We start from the raw sequence: 24,680 nt of genomic DNA, 5'->3' as shown, positions 1-24,680 counted from the left end.
ATGGACGATATCTGGATTAGTATCAAGTGGTAGCGTTGACCCTTTATGGCCTTTTTGCCCACCAGTTGTATTTGAACTATTATTTTTTGGGGACTTTTCTCTATTAGGGTCACTTGATGGCGGCTTACTACTATTACGACTGTTGAGCCCGAGACGCTGACAAAGCAAATTAACGATAAGCAGTAATAAATCTAACGTTGTGCGCATAGAAGGCGATAATGTTTTATCGGCTTCTATCTGTTGTTTTATCTTTTCGACATTACTCTCAATATCGAGACCACTTACTTTCATTTTGCCTCATCATAGGAATAGGAAGAAAGTAGTTAGAGTAACGATTAAAAAGGATCAATCAAGTTGATCCTTTTTGATCTTCTATAAACTATTAAAAATGTGAATTAGGTGCTGAGTAGTTACATAATTTATTAATAATGAGAGTGTGAATATGACTAATAAAGCTAATATAACTAAAGCTCCAGAAAAACAACCTAGCATGCAGATACCTCAAGAAGCCTTTGATTGGTATGATGAATATGCACATGGGGATATAGATAGACGTACATTTTTAAGACGACTAGCTGGTATTGCAGGAGCCGGTATTACCTTAGCAACACTTTCAACGGCATTAACGCCTAATTATGCACTCGCAGAACAAATTTCATTTAATGATGACGATATCACAGCAACTTACCAAACATTCCCATCACCGAAAGGGCATGGTGAAGGCAGAGGCTATTTTGTTACACCAAAAGTTGTAGATAGTAAATTACCTGTAGTACTAGTTATTCATGAAAATCGAGGCTTAAATCCTTACATAAAAGATGTTGCTCGTCGTTTGGCAAAAGCAGGTTTTATTGCTTTTGCACCTGATGTATTGCATTCACTTGGTGGCTACCCTGGTAATGATGACCAGGGTAAAAAGATGCAAAGTTCGCTTGATAAAAATAAAATCGAAGAAGACTTTATTGCAGCTGCTAACTATTTAAAAACACATCCACAGAGTACTGGAAAACTAGGTGCAGTAGGTTTTTGTTTTGGTGGTTATATTGTCAATATGCTTGCAGCTACGATCCCTGAAACACTCGATGCAGGTGTGCCGTTCTACGGGACTCCTGCTAAAGCAGAATTAAGAAAAAATATTAAAGCACCTTTATTAATTCAATTAGCTGAACTTGATAAAAGGGTGAATGCGTATTGGCCAGAATATGAAGCGGACTTAAAAAAATATAATGTGGATTATGAAATGCACATGTATGAAAAAGCAAACCATGGCTTTCATAATGACTCAACAGCTCGCTACGTTCCAACCATGGCCGACCTTGCTTGGGATAGAATTTTAATAAGCATCTAGCCACGACTTGATTTTTAGTCTGTTAATAAGCGAGTAAATTAATAATCCAAGTGTAAAAATAAAAAGCTGCATATTTAGGTATGCAGCTTTTTTGTATTTATCGAGACTTTATTTTACTTGTTGTGATGACGCAAGCTTTTGGACAGTTACTGCTTTTTAACTAAAAACACACCCGCTTCGGTATGGTGTGTATAAGGGAACTGATCAAATAGAGAGAATCGCTTAATATCATGTGTCTGAGTAAATACATCAAGATTCGCTTTTAATGTTTCAGGATTGCAGCTGATGTACATGATATTGTCATATTTTTGCACCATTTCAACGGTATCATCATCAAGGCCAGCTCGTGGTGGATCAACAAAAATGGTATTACATTGATAACTAGATAAATCGACATTTTTTTCTTTTAAACGATTAAACTCTCGCTCGCCATTAATTGCTTGAGTAAATTCTTCAGCAGACATTCTAACAATTTTCACGTTATCAATATTATTCGCGGCAATATTATACTGAGCAGAGTTAACCGATGGCGTAGATACTTCTGTCGCTAAGACTCGGTTGAAGTTTTTTGCCAATGCTAAAGAGAAATTGCCATTACCACAGTACAGTTCTAATAAATCACCTTCACTATATCGTGTACATTCGATAGCCCACTCAAGCATTTTAATCGAAACTTCTGTATTAGGTTGGGTAAAGCTATTTTCAACTTGTTGATATATTAATTGTTGTCCATCTACATTTAGTTTTTCTATTACATAGTCATGGTCGACAATCAGTTTTTGTTTGCGTGCTCGACCAATAAAGTTAATCTTAAACTCTTTAGATAAGCGGGCTTTTAATGCTTTAATCGCCGTTAACCATTCATCATCTAACACTTTATGGTAAAGAAAACTCACCATAATTTCACCGCTCATGCTCGATAAAAAATTAGCTTGAAATAATTTATAGCGAAGAATAGGCGATACTTTTAATTCTTCTACTAGGCGTGGCATTAATCGATTAATTAATTCACTCGCAGGAGCAAATTGTTCGACACGTATACGCTGGCGCGTTTCTTGGTCGGTCATGTAAAAATACAGGTCCATATCTTCATGCCAAACTCTAAATTGGCTACGCATACGGTAATGTGTTTTTGGTGAATCGAAACATTCTAATTCAGGGAGTTCAAAGGTTGAAAAGAGAGCTGTAAATTGCTCTTTTTTAGCGTCTAATTGTGATTCATAATTATCCGGATCAACAAATTCTAAGCTCATAATAACCTCTGTTTTTTTATATCTATCGCTGGCTATTTTTCAATAGCATTTAAATGGAGGGGCATTCTAAAACAGCGAGTAGCTGTTGGCTAGCTAAAACCGACCATCATTATTATCAGGTTAATGATCATTTTATTTCTTTCTGCTTTGATTACAGGCTAAAATACTTTTTTTGCCAAGGAAGTAGAAAATGTCAGCCAAACGAGTACTTATATTTGATTCTGGAGTCGGTGGTTTATCTGTTTACGAACAGATAGTTAAATATAATCCCACTATCAAGTGTCAATATTTGTTTGATAATGCTTATTTTCCCTATGGTGAACTGCCAAGAGAACAATTAATTAATCGACTAACACAATTATTAACTGATTTTATGCAGTTGCACTCGGTTGATTTAATTGTTATCGCATGTAACTCCGCGAGCACTGTGGCGCTTGATGCATTACGCCAGCACTTTACTATTCCCATTGTTGGTGTTGTCCCTGCCATCAAACCTGCTACTTTAATCACCGCTAATAATGTGATTGGATTATTGGCAACGCCGGGTACCATAGAGCGTGCTTATACCGATACGTTAATTAATGAATTTGCTGCTGACAAAACGGTATTGCGTATTGGCTCGACGAAATTGGTTGAATTAGCTGAAGATAAGTTGATAGGGAAAGTACTTGATGCAGATAGTTTTAGAGTAATATTAGCCCCTTGGTTAAAGAATGAAGATAACATGCCAGATACATTAGTATTGGGATGTACTCATTTTCCGCTACTCAGAGAAGAAATCAGTGCCTGTTTCGCTCAGCCGATTCATTTAGTTGATTCTGGGCAAGCGATTGCGTTGCGTGTAAAACAGTTATTAAACTCCCGGTATTTTAATGATCCGTTATTAAACCCTCAACCATTAAACCCTCAACCATTAAACCCTCAACCATTAAACAATTATCTCTTAAATCATCAGGCTTTTTATACTCGTCAGTTTGAAAACAAAGCACATTTAACAGCCTTAACAATGAGTTTTAAAGAGCGGGGTTTTTTAGAAATCAATTTTTGTGGACTGTAGGTCGCTCGTAGTAATAAATAGATAAAGCCCGAATTTATTCAGAGTGGTTCTGAGTACATTTATGCATCGGGCTTTTTATTGTTAAAATTTTGTAACTACTCAGCACTCATTAAAACTGAGTGCTTTTTACCAAAATAAAAACGTAAATGCTCAGGGCTAAGCTATTTATGCTTAGTTCAAAGCGAAAAAGCGCAGTTTAGTGGTTTAAATGAGCATTTTTCAACGAAGAAATAGGCTTAAATAGCGACGGCCTGAGTAGTTACAAATTTTTATTACTTGTTAAATAGCTTATTGCTTTTTAAAGTACTTTGAAAGTTCCGTTATCAAGCCCTTTAATCGTCCATTCCCCAATGGAGTAACGAATTAAACGTAATGTTGGAAAGCCTATATTAGCCGTCATTCGGCGTACTTGTCGGTTGCGCCCTTCAGAAATAGTAATGCTTAACCAAGTAGTAGGAATGTTTGCACGTTCACGTATCGGTGGGTATCGCTCCCAAATATCAGGGTTGTCCATTATTTTTACTTTTGCAGGCATGGTCATACCATCTTTTAATTTCACACCTTGACGCAATTTGTCTAAATCAATTTCCTTGGGGGCGCCTTCAACTTGGACCCAATAGGTTTTTTCTGTCTTTTTGCCTGGCTGAGTGATGTCCGCTTGTAATTGCCCGTCATTGGTTAGTACCAATAAACCTTCACTATCCCTATCTAAACGACCCGCCGCATAGATATTAGGGATCGTAATGTAGTCTTTTAAGGTTTCGCGAAGACTGTCTGCGTTACCTTCATCGGTAAATTGGCTTAGTACATCAAAAGGTTTGTTAAATAAAACGATTTTTTGCATTGCTTTAGGTAATACTTTTTTAGGTACAAATGTTTTATGCGCTGCTTTTTTTACATTAAAGTGCGAAGGCTTTTTCGTTTTTCGTGGGCTGCTCTTTGCATCTGCTTTGAATGTGTTATTGGTTTTTTTTATTGGAGGTTGGTTCATTTGTTGCCCTTAAAAGCAGTCAAAAAAAACATTGTATCAGAATAAAATATTAAGGCAGAGTTGCTTATGAAATGTTATGTTTATCAGTATCAAATAGCGCTGTCTGACATTATTTGATTACTTGATGTTAACAAGCACAAGTTCACAAATAATGATCTTGATCTCGTTTTAATCGACGACATAAGGGTCTGAAACTAGATAATTTTGTTTTTTCCGATATGATATGCGCGTAATTATTATGCGTAACAATTTGATAACATTTTTAACGCTAACAATTCACTTCATAAATTTTTGTTAAAGGAAATAAAATGACAGATAAATCAGCAAAGATCATCTATACACAAACAGATGAAGCACCTGCGCTTGCAACTCACTCTCTATTGCCAATCGTTAATGCATTTACTAAAGCTGCAAACATCGTTGTAGAAACGCGTGACATCTCTCTAGCTGCTCGAATTATTGCTAACTTTTCTGATAAATTACCTCCTGCACAACAGCAAGCCGACGCCCTAGCCGAACTAGGTGACTTAGCGAAAACGTCCGAAGCAAATATCATAAAATTACCCAATGTAAGTGCATCAATTCCACAATTGCATGCAGCTATCAAAGAATTACAAGCACATGGCTTTGCGTTACCAAATTACCCTGAAGTAGCGACTACTGAAGAAGAAAAAGATACGCAAGCGCGTTATGCAAAAGTATTAGGCAGTGCGGTTAACCCTGTTTTACGTGAGGGTAACTCTGACCGTCGTGTTGCCGATGCGGTTAAACAATACGCACAAGACAACCCACATCGTATGGGGAAATGGTCTAAAGACTCTAAATCTCATGTAGCAGACATGGATGATGGTGATTTCTATAGCTCAGAGCAATCAGTTGTTTTAGGCCAAGATGATGATGTGAAAATAGAGTTTACCAATGCCGCTGGTGAAAAAACGGTACTTAAAGCATCTACACCTGTATTAAAAGATGAATTAATTGACGCATCTCGTATGAGTGCAAAAGCGTTACGTGCTTTCTATGAAAAAGAGATGACGGAAGCAAAAGAAAACAACATCATGCTTTCTTTACACCTTAAAGCAACCATGATGAAAGTATCTGACCCAATCATGTTTGGTCACGCTGTAACTGTTTATTTTAAAGATGTATTTGCTAAGCATGCAGACTTATTTAAAGAGTTAGGTGTTGATGAACGTAATGGTCTAGGTGATGTTTACGCAAAAATTGCTAACCTACCTGCAGAACAAAAAGCCGCTATTGAAGCTGATATTGCAGCGGTATACGCTACTCGTCCAAGCCTAGCGATGGTTGATTCAGATAAAGGAATTACTAACTTACACGTGCCAAGCGATGTGATTATTGATGCTTCTATGCCAGCAATGGTTCGCTCTAGCGGTCAAATGTGGAATGCAGAAGGCAAGCTTGAAGATACTAAAGCATTGATTCCTGATCGTTGTTACTCAGGTATCTACGAAGAAACGATTAAATTCTGTCGTGAGAATGGCGCATTTGACCCTGCAACAATGGGTAACGTATCAAATGTAGGTCTAATGGCTCAAAAAGCTGAAGAATACGGCTCACACGATAAAACATTCCAAATCAAAGAAGCAGGTACTGTTAACGTAATCGATTCTGCGGGCAACATATTAATGTCTCACGATGTTGAAGCCGGTGATATCTGGCGTATGTGTCAAGCTAAAGACATTCCAATCCGTGATTGGGTTCGTTTAGCAGTAAGTCGTGCACAAGCAACAGGCCAACCAGCAATCTTCTGGTTAGACGAAAATCGTGCACACGATAAAAACTTGATTGCTAAAGTAAATGAATACTTAAAAGACCATGATACAACAGGCTTAGATATTCAAATATTAACACCTGTAGAAGCATGTAAGTTTTCTTTACAACGTGTTAAGGAAGGGAAAAACACTATCTCTGTAACGGGTAACGTATTACGTGATTACCTAACAGATTTATTCCCTATTTTAGAGTTGGGTACTAGTGCCAAAATGCTTTCAATTGTTCCACTGCTTGCTGGTGGTGGTTTATTTGAAACAGGTGCGGGTGGTTCTGCACCTAAGCACGTTCAACAATTTGTTGAAGAAAACCATTTACGTTGGGATTCGTTAGGTGAGTTTTTAGCCTTGGCTGTTTCAATCGAAGATATCGCAGCAAAAACAGGTAATGAAAAAGCAGTTATTTTAGCGGAAGCATTACACGCTGCTAACGGTAAATTCTTAAAAGAAGATAAATCTCCTTCTCGTAAAGTAAAAGAATTAGATAACCGTGGTAGCCACTTCTACTTAGCTATGTACTGGGCAGAAGCGTTAGCTACACAAACTAAAGATCCTGAGTTACAAGCACAATTTAAACCATTTGCAGACGTGTTATTAAGCAATGAAGCTAAAATTGTACAAGAGCTTAACGATGCACAAGGTGTCGCAGTTGATTTAGGTGGTTATTTCCACACTGACCCAGCTAAAGTATCTGCAGCAATGCGTCCAAGTGCAACATTAAATACAGCGATTGAAAATATCTAACCGTGTTAAACAGTATTTTATGAGCTTGTTATTCAAGTTATAAATATTCAACATATTTTATAATATGTCATCGAAAAGCCATTAAGTGATTCACTTAGTGGCTTTTTTTTAAGCTAATCGTTTTGAGTAAATATTTTAAGGTAAATGATTTATTTAGCGGCTGCAGTATTAATTCTCGCTACAGAATAAATTGCAGTTTATGTTACAGTTAAGCGTCGATAATAAATTTAGATAAAAGGGTGCTAGATGCGTTTAACCTTGTTCAAGAAAATTCTCATTTCAATGCTATTCATTAGCTCTTTAATGGTAATCGGCATGGCCTGGTTAATGAATTCTAGCTTTCAAACCGGACTGCAGAATTATCTAAATCACGGTGAAAAGGAAAAATTACAACTGGTTGCTGAGAATATTGCGCCTTTTTATTCAATGTTAAATGGTTGGCAAGATTTGTCTCCAAATGTTGTAGGTGATGTTATTGCACAAGTCTTTGCTCGGCCACGTCATGGAAATAATCAACCTCGACAAGCATCGGTAAAGAATGTTGAACGCCTAATGCAACGTATTGTTATTTTAGATAAAGATTATCAACCTCTATTAAACCAACGTAAACCCAAAAGTAAAAAAGATCTCATTAAAGTGGCCATTATCTATCAAGATAAGACGGTTGGTTGGGTGATCACTAAAAAACGTAACACTATATCAGGTGCATTAGAGAGTAGTTTTTATCGCCAACAGCAGCATAACTTAATGTGGATTGTGTTGTGGGTAACCTTATTGTCATTTTCACTATCATGGTTATTGGTACGGCATTTTTTAACGCCACTAAAACGCCTTGAAAGCGCGGCTAATTCTTTACAGCAAGGCGATTATTTAACGCAAATAGAGGTACAAGGTGAAGATGAGCTTGCTGCATTATCAACGAGGTTTAATGAATTAAGTCAAAGTTTGTTGCATCAAAAAAAGACCAGAGAGCAGTGGTTAGCAGATATTTCTCATGAACTACGCACGCCTATTTCAGTGTTAAAAAGTGAAATCGAAGCATTACAGGATGGTATTCGTCAACCTGAACCAAAGTATATTGATTCTTTACACCATCAAGTTCAAAACTTAAGTCAGCTGGTGAATGATTTATATCAATTATCATTATCCGATGCAGGATTACAATTTAGCTTAATGGATTCGGTTGATGTGCAACAATTATTGGCCACTAGCTGCAATCAATATCAGCTTCGGTGTCAGGAAAAACAGGTACAGTTACACAGTTATTTTGATCTTAAAAAGCCGGTTTATATTAAAGGAGATCAAAAATCATTAACGCAGTTATTTTCTAACTTATTAGAAAACAGCTTACGCTACACGGATTCGCCAGGCGTATTACAAGTGCATATTAAAGCAAATAAAAAACAGCTTTCTATTTGTATTGAAGACAGCGCTCCTAGTGTCCCTGATGCCGCTTTACCTAAGTTATTTGAACGATTATATCGGGTTGATGAATCACGTAGTCGGTTAAGTGGAGGGGCTGGTTTAGGGTTGTCAATTTGTGAAACCATAGTACAAGCACATCAAGGTAGTATGGTTGCGAGCCATTCTGCTTTAGGCGGATTAGCCATTACTATTAGTTTGCCAATAAATAGGAAATAAATAATGCCACAGCACATTTTAATCGTGGAAGATGAACATTCTTTAGCACAAGTACTTAGTGAATACCTTAGTCAATCTGGTTTTATTGCACACATTCTTAATGATGGGTTATCCGTTGTCAGTTGGGTAAAAGAAAACCCTGTAGATTTGATCATATTAGATTTAATGTTGCCGGGCCAAAATGGCTTAGATATCTATCGAGAGCTACGTACTTTCACTGACCTACCCGTGGTGATGGCAACGGCAAGAGTAGATGAAATTGACCGCTTGGTCGGGCTTGAACTTGGAGCCGATGATTATATTTGTAAACCTTACAGCCCAAGAGAGGTGGTGGTGCGTGTGAAAAATATTTTGCGTCGCGCTACCGATGAGATCAAAACAGTAGATAAAGTATTGAGTATCAACGAAAGCACCATGCAAGTATTGGTTAAAGGTAAAGAAGTGAGCTTAACCCGTGCGGAGTTTCGTTTGCTATCTCATTTTCACCAACATAAAGACCAAGTGTTTAGCCGCGAACAATTAATGTCACAAATCTATTCTGACAATCGTATTGTTACCGACAGAACGATTGATAGCCATATTAAAAATTTACGTCGTAAAATTCAAAATGTTGATGCTGAGGTTGATTGTATTCAATCAATATATGGGGTGGGCTATAAGTTTGCTCTGTGATAATTGATTACACTTTTGAATTTCAGGAGTCGTTGAAGTTAATAAATGTCAGGCCTATTTAACAGCGAACGTTACCTATTAGATTTGTTTATTTTCTGCTTATTGTTAAAAAGCACAAGGTGCTTTAATGTTGAATCCAGCACTTTTTAAATAGTAAGCCTTTCTCTTTATTCTATTCAATGTCAGCAACTAATGAATAATTGTCCTTAAAAATAGCCTAAAAGCGTTAACTCCTTTTTTTATCCATATTTCCTGCACAATGTTTACCTATAGTCTTTACATCAGCTCAGAAAGAGCTTTATTTGGTAAATTAGAATAGAGGTTAACATGAAAAAATTATTTATATTAAGCGGTGTTGCATTAATGGTTTCTAGCGCTTTAACAATGGCAGCAGATGGTAAAAGTAAACGTGATTTTGAAAGTTTTGATGTGAATGCCGATGGTGCAATTACATTAGCAGAAGCGGGTTCAAGAATGGCTAAACATTTTGACCGTATCGATCGCGATGGTGATGGCAGTGTTAACAAAGCTGAGTTTGAAGCGATGAAAGCAATGCATAAAGGAAAAGGCCGTAAAAAAGCTGTATTCGCTGATTTTGATAGTAATGGTGACGGCGATATTACAGCAGCAGAATTTGCTGCTATGAAAGCAATGCACAAAGGAAAAGGTAAAGGTCATAAACAAGCTACCTTTACTAAAGTCGATGCTAACAACGATGGTAAAATTACTAAAGACGAAGCCAAAGGGCGTTTATTGAAAGGTTTCGATAAGATTGATTCAGATGCAGATGGTGCAATCACTAGTGCAGAATTTGATGCCATGAAAGTAATGCACAAAGGAAAAGGTAAAGGTCATAAACAAGCTACCTTTGCTAAAGTCGATGCCAACAACGACGGTAAAATAACTAAAGATGAAGCCAAAGGTCGTTTATTGAAAGGCTTTGATAAAGTTGATACCGATGCAGATGGTGCAATCACAAGTGCTGAATTTGAATTAGTGAAAAAGATGGGAAAAGGCAAGCGCGATCAAAAACTAACTTTTGCAATGGTTGATTCCAATAATGATGGTTCAATTGCTAAAAACGAAGCGAAAGGACGTTTACTTAGGCACTTTGACAAAATAGATACTGATAATAATGGTCAGGTGTCAGAGCAAGAGTTTAATGCGATGGTTAAAGCTAAAAAAGGTCAGAAACGCCCAAGTTTTGAAATATTAGATACTGATAAGAATGGAAAAATTTCACAAATTGAGTTCGACGCATTTCACCAACAACATGCAAAAATGAATAAACAAGCTTAATCATCGTTTAATCAATGTAATGTTATAAAAGCAAAGCTTGCAGAGTTTTTCTCAGCAAGCTTTTTTTATGTACCTATCAAATGTGTGAATATAGCTAATTAATTTTGGTTCGTTACAGCTAATCAGTAAAGCTAAATGCCTAATTCATCAAATAAATCAGACTCAGATACCGATGTGTTTTGTGTACTTGTGTTTGCCTGCAATGTTTTATTGTTCTCTTCTTCAATCAGAGAGTCGGGATCAAATGCTTCTCGCTCTTCAAAATTAGGTAACTTAATAAACTCTGTTTTGTCCATCGCAAGTTCAAGATAAAAAATATTATTTTTTGCTGTTGTAAAACTCACTCGTCTTGCCTGTGGGCGATCTAGATTTGTATCAATAGAGAGCACAACTTGCTTGTTAATCGTCAGCATTTTAGGCTGATTTTGATTGATAGAGGTATGTAACTCATGGCCTATTACACCTGTAAAATCACCAACGGCTTGATTCATTAATTCACCCATCACATCACTCACATCATCAGCGGTATGCGATGTGGCTAGGTCTTCTTCGGATAAACCCATGTTGGTCATGTACGTGGTATATAGTTCCATTGCGGCAGCGGCACTAAAATTCAAAATAACTAATCCAGAAAAACCACCGTCAAATAATACAAAACAGCCAATGTCGGGTTTAAGGCAGGTTTTATTGATTTTTTGAACCATTGAAGAATAGTTAATCGTTCGCCCCGTTGCGCTACTTAAAACAGACTTTACCGAATTACATAATACTAATAATACATCGTCTGTAGAGGTGGTTTTACTTCTCGCCATATTCTTTTATCGCCTTTTAAAATACACATAATGAAGCGTTTAGGATAGGCTATTATTTAAATATGGGTAGTTTTATGGCGCATTATTTAATAAAAATGATAGCAAGTCGCTGTTTTTTCTATTTATTCCATTGCTTATTTGATTTTATTTTCAAATGTCGAGCCTATTTAAGTATATGACTGAAGCGTAGTATTTAAATAGGCTAACTAAGGAAGTAAAATGGCCATGTTTCCAATCAAGCTTTTAAGGTCCATTGTTGGCAAAAACCAATAAATTCTTTCAATATTGGGCTCTGGTATTTTTCTTTGTGCCATACCATATATAAGTCTCGTGACATATCGATATTAATGGGCAAAGTTGCTAAACGTTTATCTTGTAGGGCATGTCGAGCAGCAGTCGCGGACATGCAAGATAATCCTAATCCTACAGCGCAACAGTTAATGATTGCCTCTGTAGAGCGTAATTCAAAGGTGATATCAAGATCTGTTAAATGCTGACCAATGTGTGTAATAAAAAATTCCCTTGTACCCGAACCTTGCTCTCGTAAAATCCAATGCTGGTGGTTTAAGTCTTCTATAGAGACTTGTTCTTGGTTCATTAGAGGGTGAGCCGGGCTAGCGACTATCACCATCTCATCTTTGATCCATCGCTCAATATGCAATTGTTTATCAATCACTAAAGCTTCAACTAAGGCAATATCTAGCTCATATTCTTTAAGTTTTTTGCCGATACAAGTGCTGTTATCAACGTATATGGATTGAGCTTGATGATGCTTAATATCCCTAAATTCTGCTAATAAATTAGGCAATAAATGGTTTCCGACGGTATTACTTGAGCCAATTCTTAGTTTTCCTTGGAAATTATTTTTATCAAATAAACTAGTAATGGCTTTACTGCGTTCTATTTGTTCATCGGCTAATGGTAGTAAAGCTTTGCCCATTTCATTGATTAATAATCGGTTATTAGTGCGCTCAAAGAGTTTATGCCCTAGCTGTTTTTCAAGTTCAGCTAAGGCCATGCTTACTGCCGGTTTACTCAGAAATAATTTCTCAGCTGCAGTGGTTAAGGTCTTTTCTTGAGTAATAGTTACAAATACATGCAATTGTTTGAGCGTAATATTCATCGTCAGCCAGTGTTTTGATTTAATTAACAAGTTGAATAATATTGTAAGTTATTCTTAATCGAAATGCTGTGGTGAGAAGTCATTCGTGGCAAAATAAAAGATAAAAATAAAGATATTAACAACGAAGCGCTGTGCTACAGGAAGGGAGCGAAGGAAATAATTAAAAACTTAAAACTCTCATACCTGTTTATATTTTGACCTAACCTTCTTTATCCTTCGTGCCTTCGTGGTTAATTGCTTTTGATTTATAAAACGTATTTACCACGAAGCGCTGCGCTACACGAAGGGCACGAAGAAGTGCAAAAAGAATGGGTAAAAATTAAAATATTTAGAATTCACTGCATTAAAATTAATTGTTAGCCATAAGGGTTTTGATTTAAAAAAACAGATTTACCACGAAGCGCTGCGCTACACCAAGGGCATGAAGAAGTGCAAAAAAGAATGGGTGAAAATGAAAATATTTAGAACTCGGTGCATTAAACTTAGTTGTTAGGCATAAGGGTTTTGATTTAACCTTCTTTTAATTTCGTGGTTAACCGCTTTTGATCTTATCTTTTTTAGCTTTGTGGTTAACCGCTTTTATTTCAACAGGCTTATGGTGTCGCAGTTTGTATCTGTTTTAACAGCGCTGCTGCAGCAGATTTAGGATCATCAGCGTGGCAAATAGCAGAGACTAACGCTACACCATCAACACCCGTGTTAATGATTTGATCAAGGTTACTGTGATTAATACCACCAATAGCCACAATGGGAAATTGAGAAACATTAATCGCTTTTTGCAAACCGCCGATACCCCATTGTTTAAGCGTATCGGTTTTTGTTGGTGTAGCAAATATGGCACTTAAACCAATGTAATCCAGTGGTAGTGTATTGGCTTCTATTAATTGTTGTTCATTCTCTATCGATAAACCTAACAACTTTTTTGGACCCATTAATGTTCTGGCCATTTGTGCTGGCATATCCGATTGACCTAAATGCACACCATCGGCATCTACCGCTAAAGCGACATCAACTCGATCATTAATAATTAACGGAACACCAGTACCTTGAAGTATAGTTTTAACCATTTTAGCGCGCGTAATAAAAGACTGTATATCGTTACTTTTTTCGCGCACTTGTACCATGGTGACACCTCCAGCTACCGCCTCCTTAACTACATTAATTAAGGTATAAAGATCTTGTTGATCATCGGTGACTAAATATAAACGGTATGGGTTCATGTTGCTTTCCTGTGGCGGATACAATAAAAAAATGGATTACGTAAATAGCATGGCTAAATATCGTTGCTACATATCAATGTTAAGTTGAAATGCTAAACAGCAATGCTAATCAATAGTACTAAACAGCAATAGCAAAGAATATAACTGAGTAGAGTGAAAGTAATAAGGTCACTTTCACTTACTGATCCAGCAACGACTGTATTATTTATTAATAGTTATTTTTAAGTGTTCGGCAATCGCTATATCATCTAATTGATATAACACGTCTAACAAGTTCATTTGCAAACTTCCTGGGCCTGCAGATTGCTTAGCAGCGATTTCCCCTGCGATGCCAAATATGGCTGCAGCCGCTAAACCAGTGTTTTCACCGATAGCAGCAAAAGCCCCCGTTAATGCGCTTAAACTGCAACCCATTCCTGTAATGTTAGGCATTATTGCATCGCCATTATGTAATGATATTTCACTCTCAGCACTGATTATGTAATCAACTTCGCCAGAAATAACGACATTACATTGGTAAGTTTCAACTAAGTAACGCGCTGCGCCAACTGCCGCTTCACTGCTATCAAGTGAATCTACACCTTTGCTTTGTGCTTTTTCTCCTGCTAGAGCAATGATCTCAGATGCATTAGCTCTAATAATTAACTGCTTTGCAAGTGCTGCAATTTGGCGTGATGTTTCAGTTCGTAAAGTACTTGCACCACAACCCACAGGGTCTAATACCACGGCTTTATTGTTGAGGTTCGCTTGTTCAACCGCGTAGATCATACGTGGTATCCATTGGCTATCTAAGGTGCCAATATTTATCACCAATGCGCCACTAAATGACATCATTTCTGCCATCTCTTGACGTGAATGTGCCATGATAGGTGAAGCGCCAATGGCTAATAATGCATTGGCAGTATTGTTCATCACCACATAATTGGTAATGTTCAGGACGAGTGGCTTTTGCGCACGTAATGCATTCAATGCACTGCTGATAACTTGTCGCTTTTCTGTTGCTATTAGTGACATATTTGCCCCTCTATTTCTGTTTTTATTTAGCACTACGTCTATTTAAATAGCGGCGTTTAAACCTTGTTGCCAGAAGGCAACTTCCATTCTGGTTGCTGTTTTAAATACTTTCACCAAGTGTTGACCACGTTGGGTGTTAATGTCTATTTCAGCCAACAACTGGTCAAAATGTTGCGCGCCATCAGCAACACTTTGTTGGAACTCTTCACCGCTGTATAAATCAATCCAGCTAGCAAATTCATTGCCATCTATTATAGTGTTTTTGTCATTTGCTAATAAACGTCCAATCACTGCATAACCAATAGAACAGGGTGCTAACGCTGCATATAAATCAACGAGGTCACCGGTCATGCCTGCATCTAACACGTAACGAGTGTAAGCGACAGTACCAAAGTCTTCATCCTCTGCTTCTAAGTCTGCTTCTGTTAAGCCCCAATTTGCGCAGTAAGTTACATGGTGACTAATCTCGGAATCTAGTAAAGCATGTACACTAGGTAATGCCTTACGCATGTCTGCTAGCGTATTGGCTTTATAAATGGCCAATGCATAAGCTCGCGCATATTGCTTTAAGAACAAAAAATCTTGTTTTAGGTAATGCAAAAAGCATGGTTGCGCTAAGCTGCCGTTACCTAATTGCATCACAAATGGGTGTTTTGTGTAGGCATCCCAGTCAGACTGGCAAGCACTAATTAAATCTTGATGGTTCATTATTCTCTCGCTGTTTTTTAGTTATCTATTTAAGCCTGATACGAGTGCGCTAACTATTCGAATATTGGCATGTAATCTTTTGCTTTTGGCAGACTTTTAATCAGTTTGTTATCAAACATAAATCGCGCATAATCATCGTAACGTTTTAAATCAATAGCAGCAGGGCGTAATGAAAAACGAGTTAATGTATCGCGCCATGCTCGTTTATTTAACTCATTATTTAACGTATCAGGTGCGTAACTAACAAATTTATTCCATGCTTGCTGCGGGTGGTTAACTATATAAATAGTGGCTTGCTCTATGGCCTTGTTAAAGGCTTTAATCATTTTGGTATCATACTTATTTGCGTTTGCAACAAATACCAATTCATCGTAGACAGGAACACCATGCTCTTCGGGGAAATAAGCTTTAGCTTTAAATCCTTCCAGTTCTAACTGGTTAGTTTCAAAGTTACGTAATCCTCCCCAGATAGCATCGACTTTGCCCGATGCTAATGAAGCCGATAACGCCCAACCTACGTTAATGATTTTTACATCTTTATAATCGAGTTGTACTGTTTCTAGCATTTTTCCGATTGTTGCTTCTTCACTACCTGAGATAGCCACACCGACTTTTTTACCTTTAAGGTCGCTGAGTGAATCAATTTTACCGTTGTCTAATACCATTAATGTATTTAGCGGTGTTGCAATTAAAGTGGCTGAGCGCACTAGTGGTAACCCCTCTGATACATCAATGATCAGGTTTGGCTGATAAGTAATTGCCAAGTCAATATTACCAGCCGCAACTAATTTTGGTGGCATACTTGGGTCTGCAGGTTCTTGGATATCGATAGACAGACCTTGCTGTTTAAAATAACCAAGCTGTTGAGCAATAACAATTGGGCCGTGGTTAGGGTTAACAAACCAATCTAACATCAGCGTGACTTTTTTATCTTCCGCTTGGGCGGAGAATGAAAATAATGCCGCCGTTAGAGACAATGCAGTTAAAATGAAACTCTTTTTCATGTGTTGTATTTCCTTATAGTATTAGTTGTATTAGTTGTATTAGTTGTTTTAGTTTTAGGGTTAGTTTGGCGCCATTAAAAACGGCGCATTTAGATCTCCCAGGGGATTAGCTTTTTTAGTAACTTATCAGTAATGAAATATAAACTCACAGAGAGCGCAGATAGAATAAATAAGGCCGCAAACATTTCATCAATTAACATGCGCGCGTTAGCTTGTAGCATCAAATAACCCAAACCTTCGCTTGAACCTACCCATTCACCGGCAACCGCACCAATCGGCGCAATAACCACCGCAACACGAATACCAGATGCTAAAGTAGGTAAAGCAGCAGGCAGTTGAATATGACGTAACATTTTCCATTTAGTCGCGCCCATGGTTTTAGCTAAATCAAGATAACCAGAAGGAGTATTCTTTAACCCGTCGTAGCAGCAGGTGGTTACAGGAAAAAAGATGATCATGGCCGCCATCACTATTTTTGAGGAAATACCGTATCCTAGCCAGATCATTAAAATAGGCGCAATCGCAAAAACAGGAATCGCTTGGCTGGTGATCAGGATCGGTAATAACCATCGTTTAATGGGTTTAAACAGCAGCATTTGTAGCGCAAAACATAGACCCATGGAAAGACCTAGTAATAATCCTAAAAGTATCTCTAGTGTGGTCACCCAACTATGTTTTAATAACACTTCATAACGTGTAAATAGGCGTTCAAATACTGCTAACGGCTCAGGTAAAATAAAAGAGGGTAGTTCAAAGAGCACTACAATCGTTTGCCAAATCGCAATTATAATCATAAAAGTGAGCAGAGTACGTAACACTGGTGGTAGTGTTTTATTGCTATCTCTCTTTTTATTTTCAAGCGATTTAGTTAAACCTGATATGGCAAGAAAATTACGCATAATCTTGCTCCAAACGGTCAAGAATAGTCTGCTGAAGAGCTGCGCATTGTGCATCAAATTGTCTTGGTGCTAGAGTGCTAGGTACATCTAATGATTCTGCAGATGCGGGTTGGCCTTGCATAATATAAAGCTGGTTTGCTAAACGGATTGCCTCTTGTGGATCATGCGTAATTAAGACTACGGTTTTATCTTTTAATAATTCATGTGCTAAGTTTTGCAAGCGGTAGCGTGTTACTGCATCTAATGCAGAGAAAGGCTCATCCATTAATACCACCGGCTTGTTTTGCATTAAGGTTCTAGCTAATGCAACACGTTGCCGCATTCCACCAGATAATTGCTGTGGTAAATAATGGGCTTGCTGTTCAAGACCAACCTGCTGTAACAGTTGTTGTGCATTATCACGCTGCGACGGTTTTGGGTTAGGTGTGAATTTCTCACTGAGCAGTACGTTATCTAATACTGATAACCAGGGCATTAATAAATCTTGTTGTGCCATATAGGCAATTTGACCTTGCAGTGCAACATTAGTGCTGGTGGATAGTTGCCCAGACCATTGTACTTTATCACTTAATAAGTTCGCCAAATAACGTAACAAAGAGCTTTTACCGCAGCCACTACGCCCCAGAATACAAGTCCATTGCGCCGCTGGAATATGCATAGTCAATGACGACAATACATGCTGTTCACTATTGTGATAGCGTAAACTGGCATTATGAATACCAATGCTGGGCGCGCTTTGAACTACTGAACTTGATGGTTGTGACGATAGGTTGTTTGTCATGGTAAGCACTTATTGATTCAATACATAAAAATGATCTACAGGGCCGCGGCCTTGACCAATGTTAAGTTGGTCAGCATGTTGTAATGCTTGGGTAATATAATCTTTACCAAGCTGTACTGCTTTTGATAATTCATGGCCTTGAGCTAAATATGAAGCTATCGCTGAAGATAAGGTGCAGCCTGTTCCATGGTTGTTGTTAGTATTAATACGTTTTGCTGTGAGTTGCTGTACTGAGTTCGTCAAAATTAATAAATCATTACTGTTTTCATCTTGTTCTAAATGCCCACCTTTTAATAACACGGCTTTAGCACCTAACTGACGTAAAGCATCAATCATTGCCTGCATCTGTTGTTCGCTGGTGGGAATGTGACTGTCAATCAATGCAGCACCTTCAGGCAGATTAGGGGTAATTAAATCAGCCATTGGTAGTAATTCAGTTTTTAGGGTTTGAATCGCAGCGTTTTCTAATAATAAATCACCGTTGGTGGTCACCATCACAGGGTCAATTACTAAAAAAGGTGGATTGTATTGCTTTAGTTTTTTAGCCACTACTTTGATGATTTCACTGTCTGCTAACATACCTACTTTAACCGCGATAATATTGAGATCACTAAACACGGCATCTAATTGCTTTTCAACATATTCGAGGGGGATTGGGAAGATCGCTGACACACCCTGTGTATTTTGCGCAGTAATGGCGGTAATCGCAGAACAAGCATAGCTACCGGTTGCTGAAATTGCTTTAATATCAGCTTGAATGCCTGCGCCGCCACTGCTGTCAGAGCCTGCAATAGTCAATACAATCGGTGTGCGAATAGGGTTACAAATAGTGTTAGGCGTAAGGTCAGACATAATGGCTCCGTTCACAACGCGATCGGAACTGATATCAACCAATACAAAGCAAAGGAATGCCACAGGAATGGTTTCTACATAGTTCCCTGCGTCAGTGTTAACTGTATCAGGTTCAACGGGTATCGACGTTTTATCAATTAATCTTGATATCACATCGCTCTCAGCCAATGGCCCCCCGACTATAATCACCGCAAATAATAACAAGTTCTGTTAAAAGCGCAATCAAACATATTGGTAAAGGAGAGCTTGTTAAGTTAATCGTGATTAATCGCCTACGGAGCGCATAACAAGGAGGGCTTGTTTCCCGTAGTTTAGGACCTATCAATTTTGATTGAAATTCATAATCAACCTGGCTTTAGTGATGTGGTTTTAGATGCACGGAGGTGATTTGTTATGACGCAATCTTGGCAGCCTCCAAGTGTTACTTGTTGATACGCCTTACTGCCACTGTAAATATTGCATTGTTAAAATTAATAGCTGTTCCAAACTAAATTTTTTAAAAACAATTTATTGATGAACTGCAATTTTATCAAAAAAACAACTAACTTTTATATAACAAAAGAGGTATGTTTGCCTTTAAATATTAACTAATAAATTATGAGTAGATGATAACTATTTTAGATAAAGTGAGGCCATCACGTATTTCCACTAAATTATCTTTCTATGTTTCGGTGTTTACCATCGTCGCTTTTACGCTGCTTCAAATTTATAATTTTTTAATACTTAAATCTGAAATAAAAATACAAATTAATAAAGAGCAATATACACAAGCTAAATATATCGCAAAAGACATTCAAAAAAAAATAGCAATGCGTACGAAGTTTTTGGTTGCTTTAGCTGATAAAATTCCTCCTCAAAAAATACAATCAGAAGTCGTTATAACGGAAATATTTAAAAATAATATTGTTTTTACTGATTTCTTTCCGCAGGGCTTCGCAGTTATGAGACCAAATGGACAGGGCGCTATAATTGAATATCCGGTTATTCCAGGTAGAAAAAGTTTAGTAGTAACTAATTACGAATGGTTTATAAATGCTAATAATAGCCAAGGCATTATTGTTAGTTCACCTTTTCATTCTGAAGTTATCGATGAAGTATTGGTTGTGGTCGCAAAAGCGTTAAGAGATGACAATGGGAAGGTATTAGGCATATTAGAATCGCCAATCTTCTTGAATCGATATGGATTTATGGAGTATATCTTTGATAAAAACTTTAGTGAACAAAGTGAGATATTAGTCATTTCAAGAGCAAATAAAATGATTTTAGCTTCGAGCGATCCAAACCTAGTGTTAAAAGCAACCCCAATGAAAGGCATGGATACATTCCTCGACAAGGCAATGGGGGGCTTTGTTGGATATGGTCATACTGTTACTTCAGTTGGAGATGAAATGTTAGTCGCCACTGCTGATATTAACTCTCCGGATTGGTTTGTTATGATAAGAACTCCTGTGGCCAAGGTTTATCAGATAATAAATGAAAGCTTACGGGCTGCGATTATTAATGGGATCATTGTTAGTGTTTCTGTTTTTTTGGCGATTATGTTTTTTTTATTCTTCTTTTTTAATCCATTAAAAAAGGCTGCTGAATCTGTTAGGGAAATGGTATCGCAAAAAAAATCACTGACACATATTAAAGGTTATAAAAAAGATGAAATAGGTGATTTGATTATTGGTTTTAATGCAGCTATTGATATGGTTAATGAGAGAAATGATAAACTTGAAAAATCGAACGCGGTATTAGAGTCATTGTCACAAGTAGATGGGCTAACTGACGTATTTAATAGGAGGTGGTTAGATAAAACGCTTAATCATTTATGGTTGGTGAAAACGCGTAGCCAACAACCGTTAACTTTATTACTCATTGATATAGATGAGTTCAAAAAATTTAATGATACTTATGGACATATAGCGGGTGATGATTGTTTAAAAAAAGTAGCTCAAACTATCCAAGAGACTATTTATAGACCTACTGATTTTTTGGCTCGTTATGGTGGTGAGGAGTTTGTTATACTACTAGAAAGTGATATTAAAGAAGGTGCTTTAGTAGCAGAAAAGGTAAGGCTTGCAGTGAGTAATTTAAACATTTCCCATAGTGAGTCATCATACAAGCATGTCACAATTAGTTTAGGTATCGCATCAATGATCCCTCAATTAAACATTAAATCTGTTGAGTTAATTAAACAAGCAGATCTTGCCTTATACCAAAGCAAGGAAAAGGGGAGGAATCGCTGCGAGCGTTATAAAAGCAGGTCATAAATGAAGCAGTGATGTTCAAAAGGAGTGTTTAAAAAGAGAATTTTATTTGGCCATCTTTAGACATCATTATTTACAGGATCTTATTTATTGGCTCAAGCAAAGTGATACAACACTGCTATCGTCACTAATTTCTACATTAAATTACTTCGCAATAATCTATTATCGATTTAATCACACGTCTTCAATTAAGCAATCCAAACTATCTCTTATAATTAAATGTAATTGCACTTTCTATTGCACTTTCATTAATCGTAATTTAAGTTAGTTAAGAAGGCTTTACACAGTCTTAATGACTGGTTAAATAGGTCGTAAACATATTATATCCCTCTAATATTAATAACTAAATTTGACTTTAGAGAGTGAATAAAATGGTGTTATCGATGGCATTGACCTGAGTATATATTGTTTGTTTTTTTATATAAAAACCTACCCTGAAAGAGAGTGAGCTGATAAAAAACATTAGAGAAAACTTGATCTTTATTGCTTCAAGAAGCGTACATGGTCCTATACAAATTAGGAGTGATTATGGACACTTTGGCATTAGATCTGGCACGGTTTCAATTTGCATTTACTGTGTCTTTCCACATTATATTCCCATCATTTACTATCGGGCTTGCCTCTTACTTAGCTGTATTAGAAGGCTTATGGCTGAAAACCAACGATGACAAATATATTCAAATCTATAAATATTGGTTGAAAATATTCTCTGTTACTTTTGGCATGGGCGTGGTTAGTGGGATTGTACTCAGTTATCAATTTGGTACTAATTGGAGTGTATTTTCAGATAAAACGGGTCCTATCCTTGGGCCATTAATGGGCTATGAAATTTTAACTGCATTTTTCCTAGAGGCTGGATTTCTTGGGGTGATGCTGTTTGGTATGAAAAAAGTGGGCAGAAAACTACATTTCTCTGCTACCTGTGTTGTTGCTTTTGGTACTTTTCTCTCGGCCTTTTGGATCTTGTCAGTTAACAGTTGGATGCAAACACCTGCTGGGTATTCGATAAATGAAGCTGGACAATTTATTCCAGAAGATTGGCTAGCGATTATTTTTAATCCTTCATTTCCATACCGTTTAGTGCATATGTTGTTAGCCTCTTATCTGACGACTGCCTTTGTGGTGGCTGCGGTAGCGGGGTACCACCTAATTAAAGCAAATCATAATCCGCTAGCCAAAACTATGTTTTCAATGGCGTTGTGGATGATTGTTATTGTTGCGCCACTGCAAATTATTGTTGGTGATTTTCATGGTTTAAATACGATGCAGCATCAACCCGCAAAAATAGCTGCGATGGAAGGGCATTATGACTCTCATGACGGTGCTCCCCTGATCCTTTTTGGCATACCTGATGATCAAGCTAAAAAGATGAAATATCAGGTAGCTGTTCCTAAGTTAGGTAGTCTTATTTTAACCCATGAACTTAACGGCAGAGTACAAGGCCTTGATGCTTTTCCTGAAGCTGATCATCCACCCGTTTCGATTGTTTTTTGGAGTTTCAGGGTAATGGTGGGTATTGGTTTTGGTATGTTGATGATTGGTCTTGTCAGTTTATGGCTTCGTAAAAAAGGTAAGCTTTATCAAACACCATTATTTCACAAAGCCTGTGTTTTATTCGGTCCTGCTGGTTTTGTCGCTTTAATCTCTGGTTGGATAACCACTGAAGTGGGTAGGCAACCATTTACTGTGTATGGATTATTAAGAACTGCTGACTCTGCGTCACCAATAGACGCAGTTGCAATAACTTGGTCTTTAACCGCATTTGTTATTGTTTATCTGTGTGTTTTTGGGGCTGGATTCTTTTATATCATTCGCTTAATGCAAAAATCGCCTACACGCTATGAACAAGCGTTAGAGGCTCGGCTTCCTGATGGTGCTGAAGTGCCGCCTGCTTCACATCCGAACAGATTACCTTAGGAGAAACATATGGATTACGCTTTAATTTGGTACGGGTTGATTGGTTTTGCCGTATTAATATATGTTGTGCTAGATGGATTTGATTTGGGAATAGGCATTCTTTTTCCCAAAGCAACTAATGAAGCAGAACGAGATTTAATGATGAATAGCATTGCACCTGTTTGGGGTGGTAATGAAACCTGGTTGGTGCTTGGTGGCGGTGGGTTATTTGCTGTATTTCCACTCGCTTATTCGATTGTGATGCCTGCGCTTTATGCACCGTTAATTATTATGCTACTGGGGTTAGTATTACGTGGTGTTTCATTTGAGTATCGATTTAGAACTAAACGAGGAAAGTTTGTTTGGTCTATCGCATTCTTTGCTGGCTCTATTGCAGCTGCTGCAACTCAAGGGATCATGCTAGGTGCGATGTTACAAGGTATCGAAGTCGATGCCAGAAGTTATGCGGGAGGATGGTTTGATTGGTTTACACCGTTTACCCTATTCTGTGGTTTTGCAACTATTTGTGCCTTTGCGTTATTAGGTGCGTGTTGGTTAGTGCTCAAGTTACCTCAGGAGTTAGCTGATAGATATTATGATGTGGCTAAACATTGGGGGGCGCTTTAGTACTTTGTATTGTTGTGGTAAGTGCTTGGTTGCCATTAACTCATGAAATTGTTGCTCTGCGATGGTTTAACTTACCTAATTCGATGCTTTATTTTATGGTACCGGCATTGGCTGTTATATGTATTTGGCAATTATTTAAATCCTTAAACAATCATCAAGCAGTACGGGCATACTTGTTTGGCATTGGCTTATTTATTGTCTCAGCATTGGGGTTTTCTGTTAGTACCTTCCCATATATCGTCCCTTTCGCTGTTACTTATGCTGATGCTGCAGCGCCAGACAGTAGCTTAAAGTTTTTGCTGGCCGGTACGGTATTTTTATTACCCATGGTGATTGCGTACAGCGGTTATGCTTATTGGGTATTCAGAGGTAAATTAAAACACGACGAGGGGTACCATTAATGAAACAATCACTAAAACAGTGGCTCTGTTCCATTACACTGTTGTCACCTATAAGCGGCGAGTAAAATTTGTTGAAAACCATACTTGGCGCTACTTTCTCTAAACCAAGTTAGATAATGCGGTAAATACTTAGTCGCTACCCCTTTCATTTTGCCTACCACCCAACTCTTAAAGTGAGTGATTGCACCATTAACGGTTTGGATGTGGTAAATGTTGTCTATTACTCTATTTTTTCCATTGATTAATCGTTTATGATCACAATTCTTGTGCTCTGCAATATTCACATAAGGCCA

General features: G+C 37.6%; 20 protein-coding genes, 2 pseudogenes and 1 riboswitch. Of the genes and pseudogenes, 9 read left to right on the top strand and 13 right to left on the bottom strand.

Annotation, left to right across the window (positions count from 1 at the left end):
* Window positions 1–291, bottom strand: a 291-nt coding sequence (locus H592_RS0110030; RefSeq protein ID WP_028868661.1) for a DUF6444 domain-containing protein, incomplete at its 3' end; no start/stop codon positions are given.
* 151 nt (window positions 292–442) lie between these two features.
* Here H592_RS0110030 and H592_RS0110025 point away from each other — a divergent pair.
* Entirely contained in the window at window positions 443–1,348 is a 906-nt protein-coding gene (locus H592_RS0110025; protein WP_051369124.1) for a dienelactone hydrolase family protein, read from the top strand.
* A gap of 146 nt (window positions 1,349–1,494) precedes the next feature.
* Here the strand turns inward: H592_RS0110025 and trmA are convergent, their stop codons facing one another.
* Complete coding sequence (trmA, locus tag H592_RS0110020) at window positions 1,495–2,601, bottom strand: tRNA (uridine(54)-C5)-methyltransferase TrmA (protein ID WP_028868659.1); 1,107 nt, start codon at window positions 2,599–2,601, stop codon at window positions 1,495–1,497.
* Between the two features lie 190 nt (window positions 2,602–2,791).
* On the opposite strand from trmA, the gene murI reads away from it, so the two are divergent.
* Window positions 2,792–3,658, top strand: coding sequence for a glutamate racemase (murI, locus tag H592_RS0110015; RefSeq protein WP_028868658.1), 867 nt, complete (start codon window positions 2,792–2,794; stop codon window positions 3,656–3,658).
* 298 nt (window positions 3,659–3,956) lie between these two features.
* Here the strand turns inward: murI and H592_RS0110010 are convergent, their stop codons facing one another.
* Window positions 3,957–4,649: a pseudouridine synthase gene (locus tag H592_RS0110010; protein WP_028868657.1), complete on the bottom strand. Its 693-nt coding sequence runs from the start codon at window positions 4,647–4,649 to the stop codon at window positions 3,957–3,959.
* Window positions 4,650–4,957: 308 nt separating this feature from the next.
* Here H592_RS0110010 and H592_RS0110005 point away from each other — a divergent pair, with 308 nt between their 5' ends.
* From H592_RS0110005 to H592_RS21995, 4 genes are all read left to right on the top strand, one after another.
* Window positions 4,958–7,186, top strand: coding sequence for an NADP-dependent isocitrate dehydrogenase (locus tag H592_RS0110005; protein WP_028868656.1), 2,229 nt, complete (start codon window positions 4,958–4,960; stop codon window positions 7,184–7,186).
* A 246-nt stretch (window positions 7,187–7,432) separates the two neighbouring features.
* Window positions 7,433–8,827, top strand: a complete 1,395-nt coding sequence (locus H592_RS0110000) for an ATP-binding protein (RefSeq protein WP_037071516.1) — start codon at window positions 7,433–7,435, stop codon at window positions 8,825–8,827.
* Between the two features lie 3 nt (window positions 8,828–8,830).
* Window positions 8,831–9,499, top strand: coding sequence for a response regulator (locus H592_RS0109995; protein ID WP_028868654.1), 669 nt, complete (start codon window positions 8,831–8,833; stop codon window positions 9,497–9,499).
* Window positions 9,500–9,826: 327 nt separating this feature from the next.
* Window positions 9,827–10,798: an EF-hand domain-containing protein gene (locus tag H592_RS21995; RefSeq protein WP_037071514.1), complete on the top strand. Its 972-nt coding sequence runs from the start codon at window positions 9,827–9,829 to the stop codon at window positions 10,796–10,798.
* 131 nt (window positions 10,799–10,929) lie between these two features.
* On the opposite strand, the gene H592_RS0109985 is transcribed toward H592_RS21995, so the two are convergent.
* From H592_RS0109985 to thiD, 9 genes are all read right to left on the bottom strand, one after another.
* Window positions 10,930–11,610 carry a DUF3334 family protein gene (locus H592_RS0109985; protein WP_028868653.1) on the bottom strand — a complete coding sequence of 227 codons (681 nt, stop codon included), beginning with the start codon at window positions 11,608–11,610 and terminating at the stop codon, window positions 10,930–10,932.
* A 235-nt stretch (window positions 11,611–11,845) separates the two neighbouring features.
* The gene (locus tag H592_RS0109980) at window positions 11,846–12,733 is read right to left on the bottom strand and encodes a LysR family transcriptional regulator (protein WP_028868652.1); all 888 of its coding nucleotides are present in this window, start codon (window positions 12,731–12,733) and stop codon (window positions 11,846–11,848) included.
* A 593-nt stretch (window positions 12,734–13,326) separates the two neighbouring features.
* On the bottom strand, window positions 13,327–13,953 hold the full coding sequence (gene thiE, locus H592_RS0109975; protein WP_028868651.1) for a thiamine phosphate synthase: 627 nt from the start codon (window positions 13,951–13,953) through the stop codon (window positions 13,327–13,329).
* 201 nt (window positions 13,954–14,154) lie between these two features.
* Window positions 14,155–14,967, bottom strand: a complete 813-nt coding sequence (gene thiM, locus H592_RS0109970; protein WP_051369123.1) for a hydroxyethylthiazole kinase — start codon at window positions 14,965–14,967, stop codon at window positions 14,155–14,157.
* Between the two features lie 42 nt (window positions 14,968–15,009).
* Window positions 15,010–15,675, bottom strand: a complete 666-nt coding sequence (tenA, locus tag H592_RS0109965) for a thiaminase II (RefSeq protein ID WP_028868649.1) — start codon at window positions 15,673–15,675, stop codon at window positions 15,010–15,012.
* A gap of 53 nt (window positions 15,676–15,728) precedes the next feature.
* Complete coding sequence (locus H592_RS0109960) at window positions 15,729–16,679, bottom strand: ABC transporter substrate-binding protein (RefSeq protein WP_028868648.1); 951 nt, start codon at window positions 16,677–16,679, stop codon at window positions 15,729–15,731.
* A gap of 89 nt (window positions 16,680–16,768) precedes the next feature.
* Complete coding sequence (locus H592_RS0109955) at window positions 16,769–17,578, bottom strand: ABC transporter permease (RefSeq protein ID WP_028868647.1); 810 nt, start codon at window positions 17,576–17,578, stop codon at window positions 16,769–16,771.
* Window positions 17,571–18,359 carry an ABC transporter ATP-binding protein gene (locus H592_RS0109950; protein WP_028868646.1) on the bottom strand — a complete coding sequence of 263 codons (789 nt, stop codon included), beginning with the start codon at window positions 18,357–18,359 and terminating at the stop codon, window positions 17,571–17,573. The genes H592_RS0109955 and H592_RS0109950 overlap by 8 nt, the downstream gene beginning before the upstream one ends.
* Before the next feature lie 9 nt (window positions 18,360–18,368).
* Entirely contained in the window at window positions 18,369–19,211 is an 843-nt protein-coding gene (gene thiD, locus H592_RS0109945; RefSeq protein WP_037071524.1) for a bifunctional hydroxymethylpyrimidine kinase/phosphomethylpyrimidine kinase, read from the bottom strand.
* Between the two features lie 66 nt (window positions 19,212–19,277).
* A riboswitch (TPP riboswitch) is annotated at window positions 19,278–19,399 on the bottom strand.
* Between the two features lie 417 nt (window positions 19,400–19,816).
* Between thiD and H592_RS0109940 the strand changes: the two genes are divergently transcribed.
* The 3 genes and pseudogenes from H592_RS0109940 to cydB all read left to right on the top strand — a co-directional run bounded on the left by H592_RS0109940 (window position 19,817) and on the right by cydB (window position 24,387).
* Window positions 19,817–21,466, top strand: coding sequence for a sensor domain-containing diguanylate cyclase (locus H592_RS0109940; protein ID WP_028868644.1), 1,650 nt, complete (start codon window positions 19,817–19,819; stop codon window positions 21,464–21,466).
* Window positions 21,467–21,988: 522 nt separating this feature from the next.
* Window positions 21,989–23,380, top strand: a complete 1,392-nt coding sequence (locus tag H592_RS0109935) for a cytochrome ubiquinol oxidase subunit I (RefSeq protein ID WP_425414384.1) — start codon at window positions 21,989–21,991, stop codon at window positions 23,378–23,380.
* Window positions 23,381–23,389: 9 nt separating this feature from the next.
* Window positions 23,390–24,387: pseudogene (cydB, locus tag H592_RS24825) on the top strand (cytochrome d ubiquinol oxidase subunit II).
* A 44-nt stretch (window positions 24,388–24,431) separates the two neighbouring features.
* On the opposite strand, the pseudogene H592_RS0109925 reads toward cydB, so the two are convergent.
* A pseudogene (locus H592_RS0109925) lies at window positions 24,432–24,680 on the bottom strand (IS1595 family transposase); the annotation flags it as partial.

The organism is Psychromonas arctica DSM 14288, from assembly GCF_000482725.1.
In the GTDB taxonomy this organism is placed as follows: Bacteria; Pseudomonadota; Gammaproteobacteria; order Enterobacterales; family Psychromonadaceae; genus Psychromonas; species Psychromonas arctica.
The sequence above is the reverse complement of the archived record's forward strand: the minus strand, read 5'-3'. Positions and strand labels throughout refer to the sequence as shown.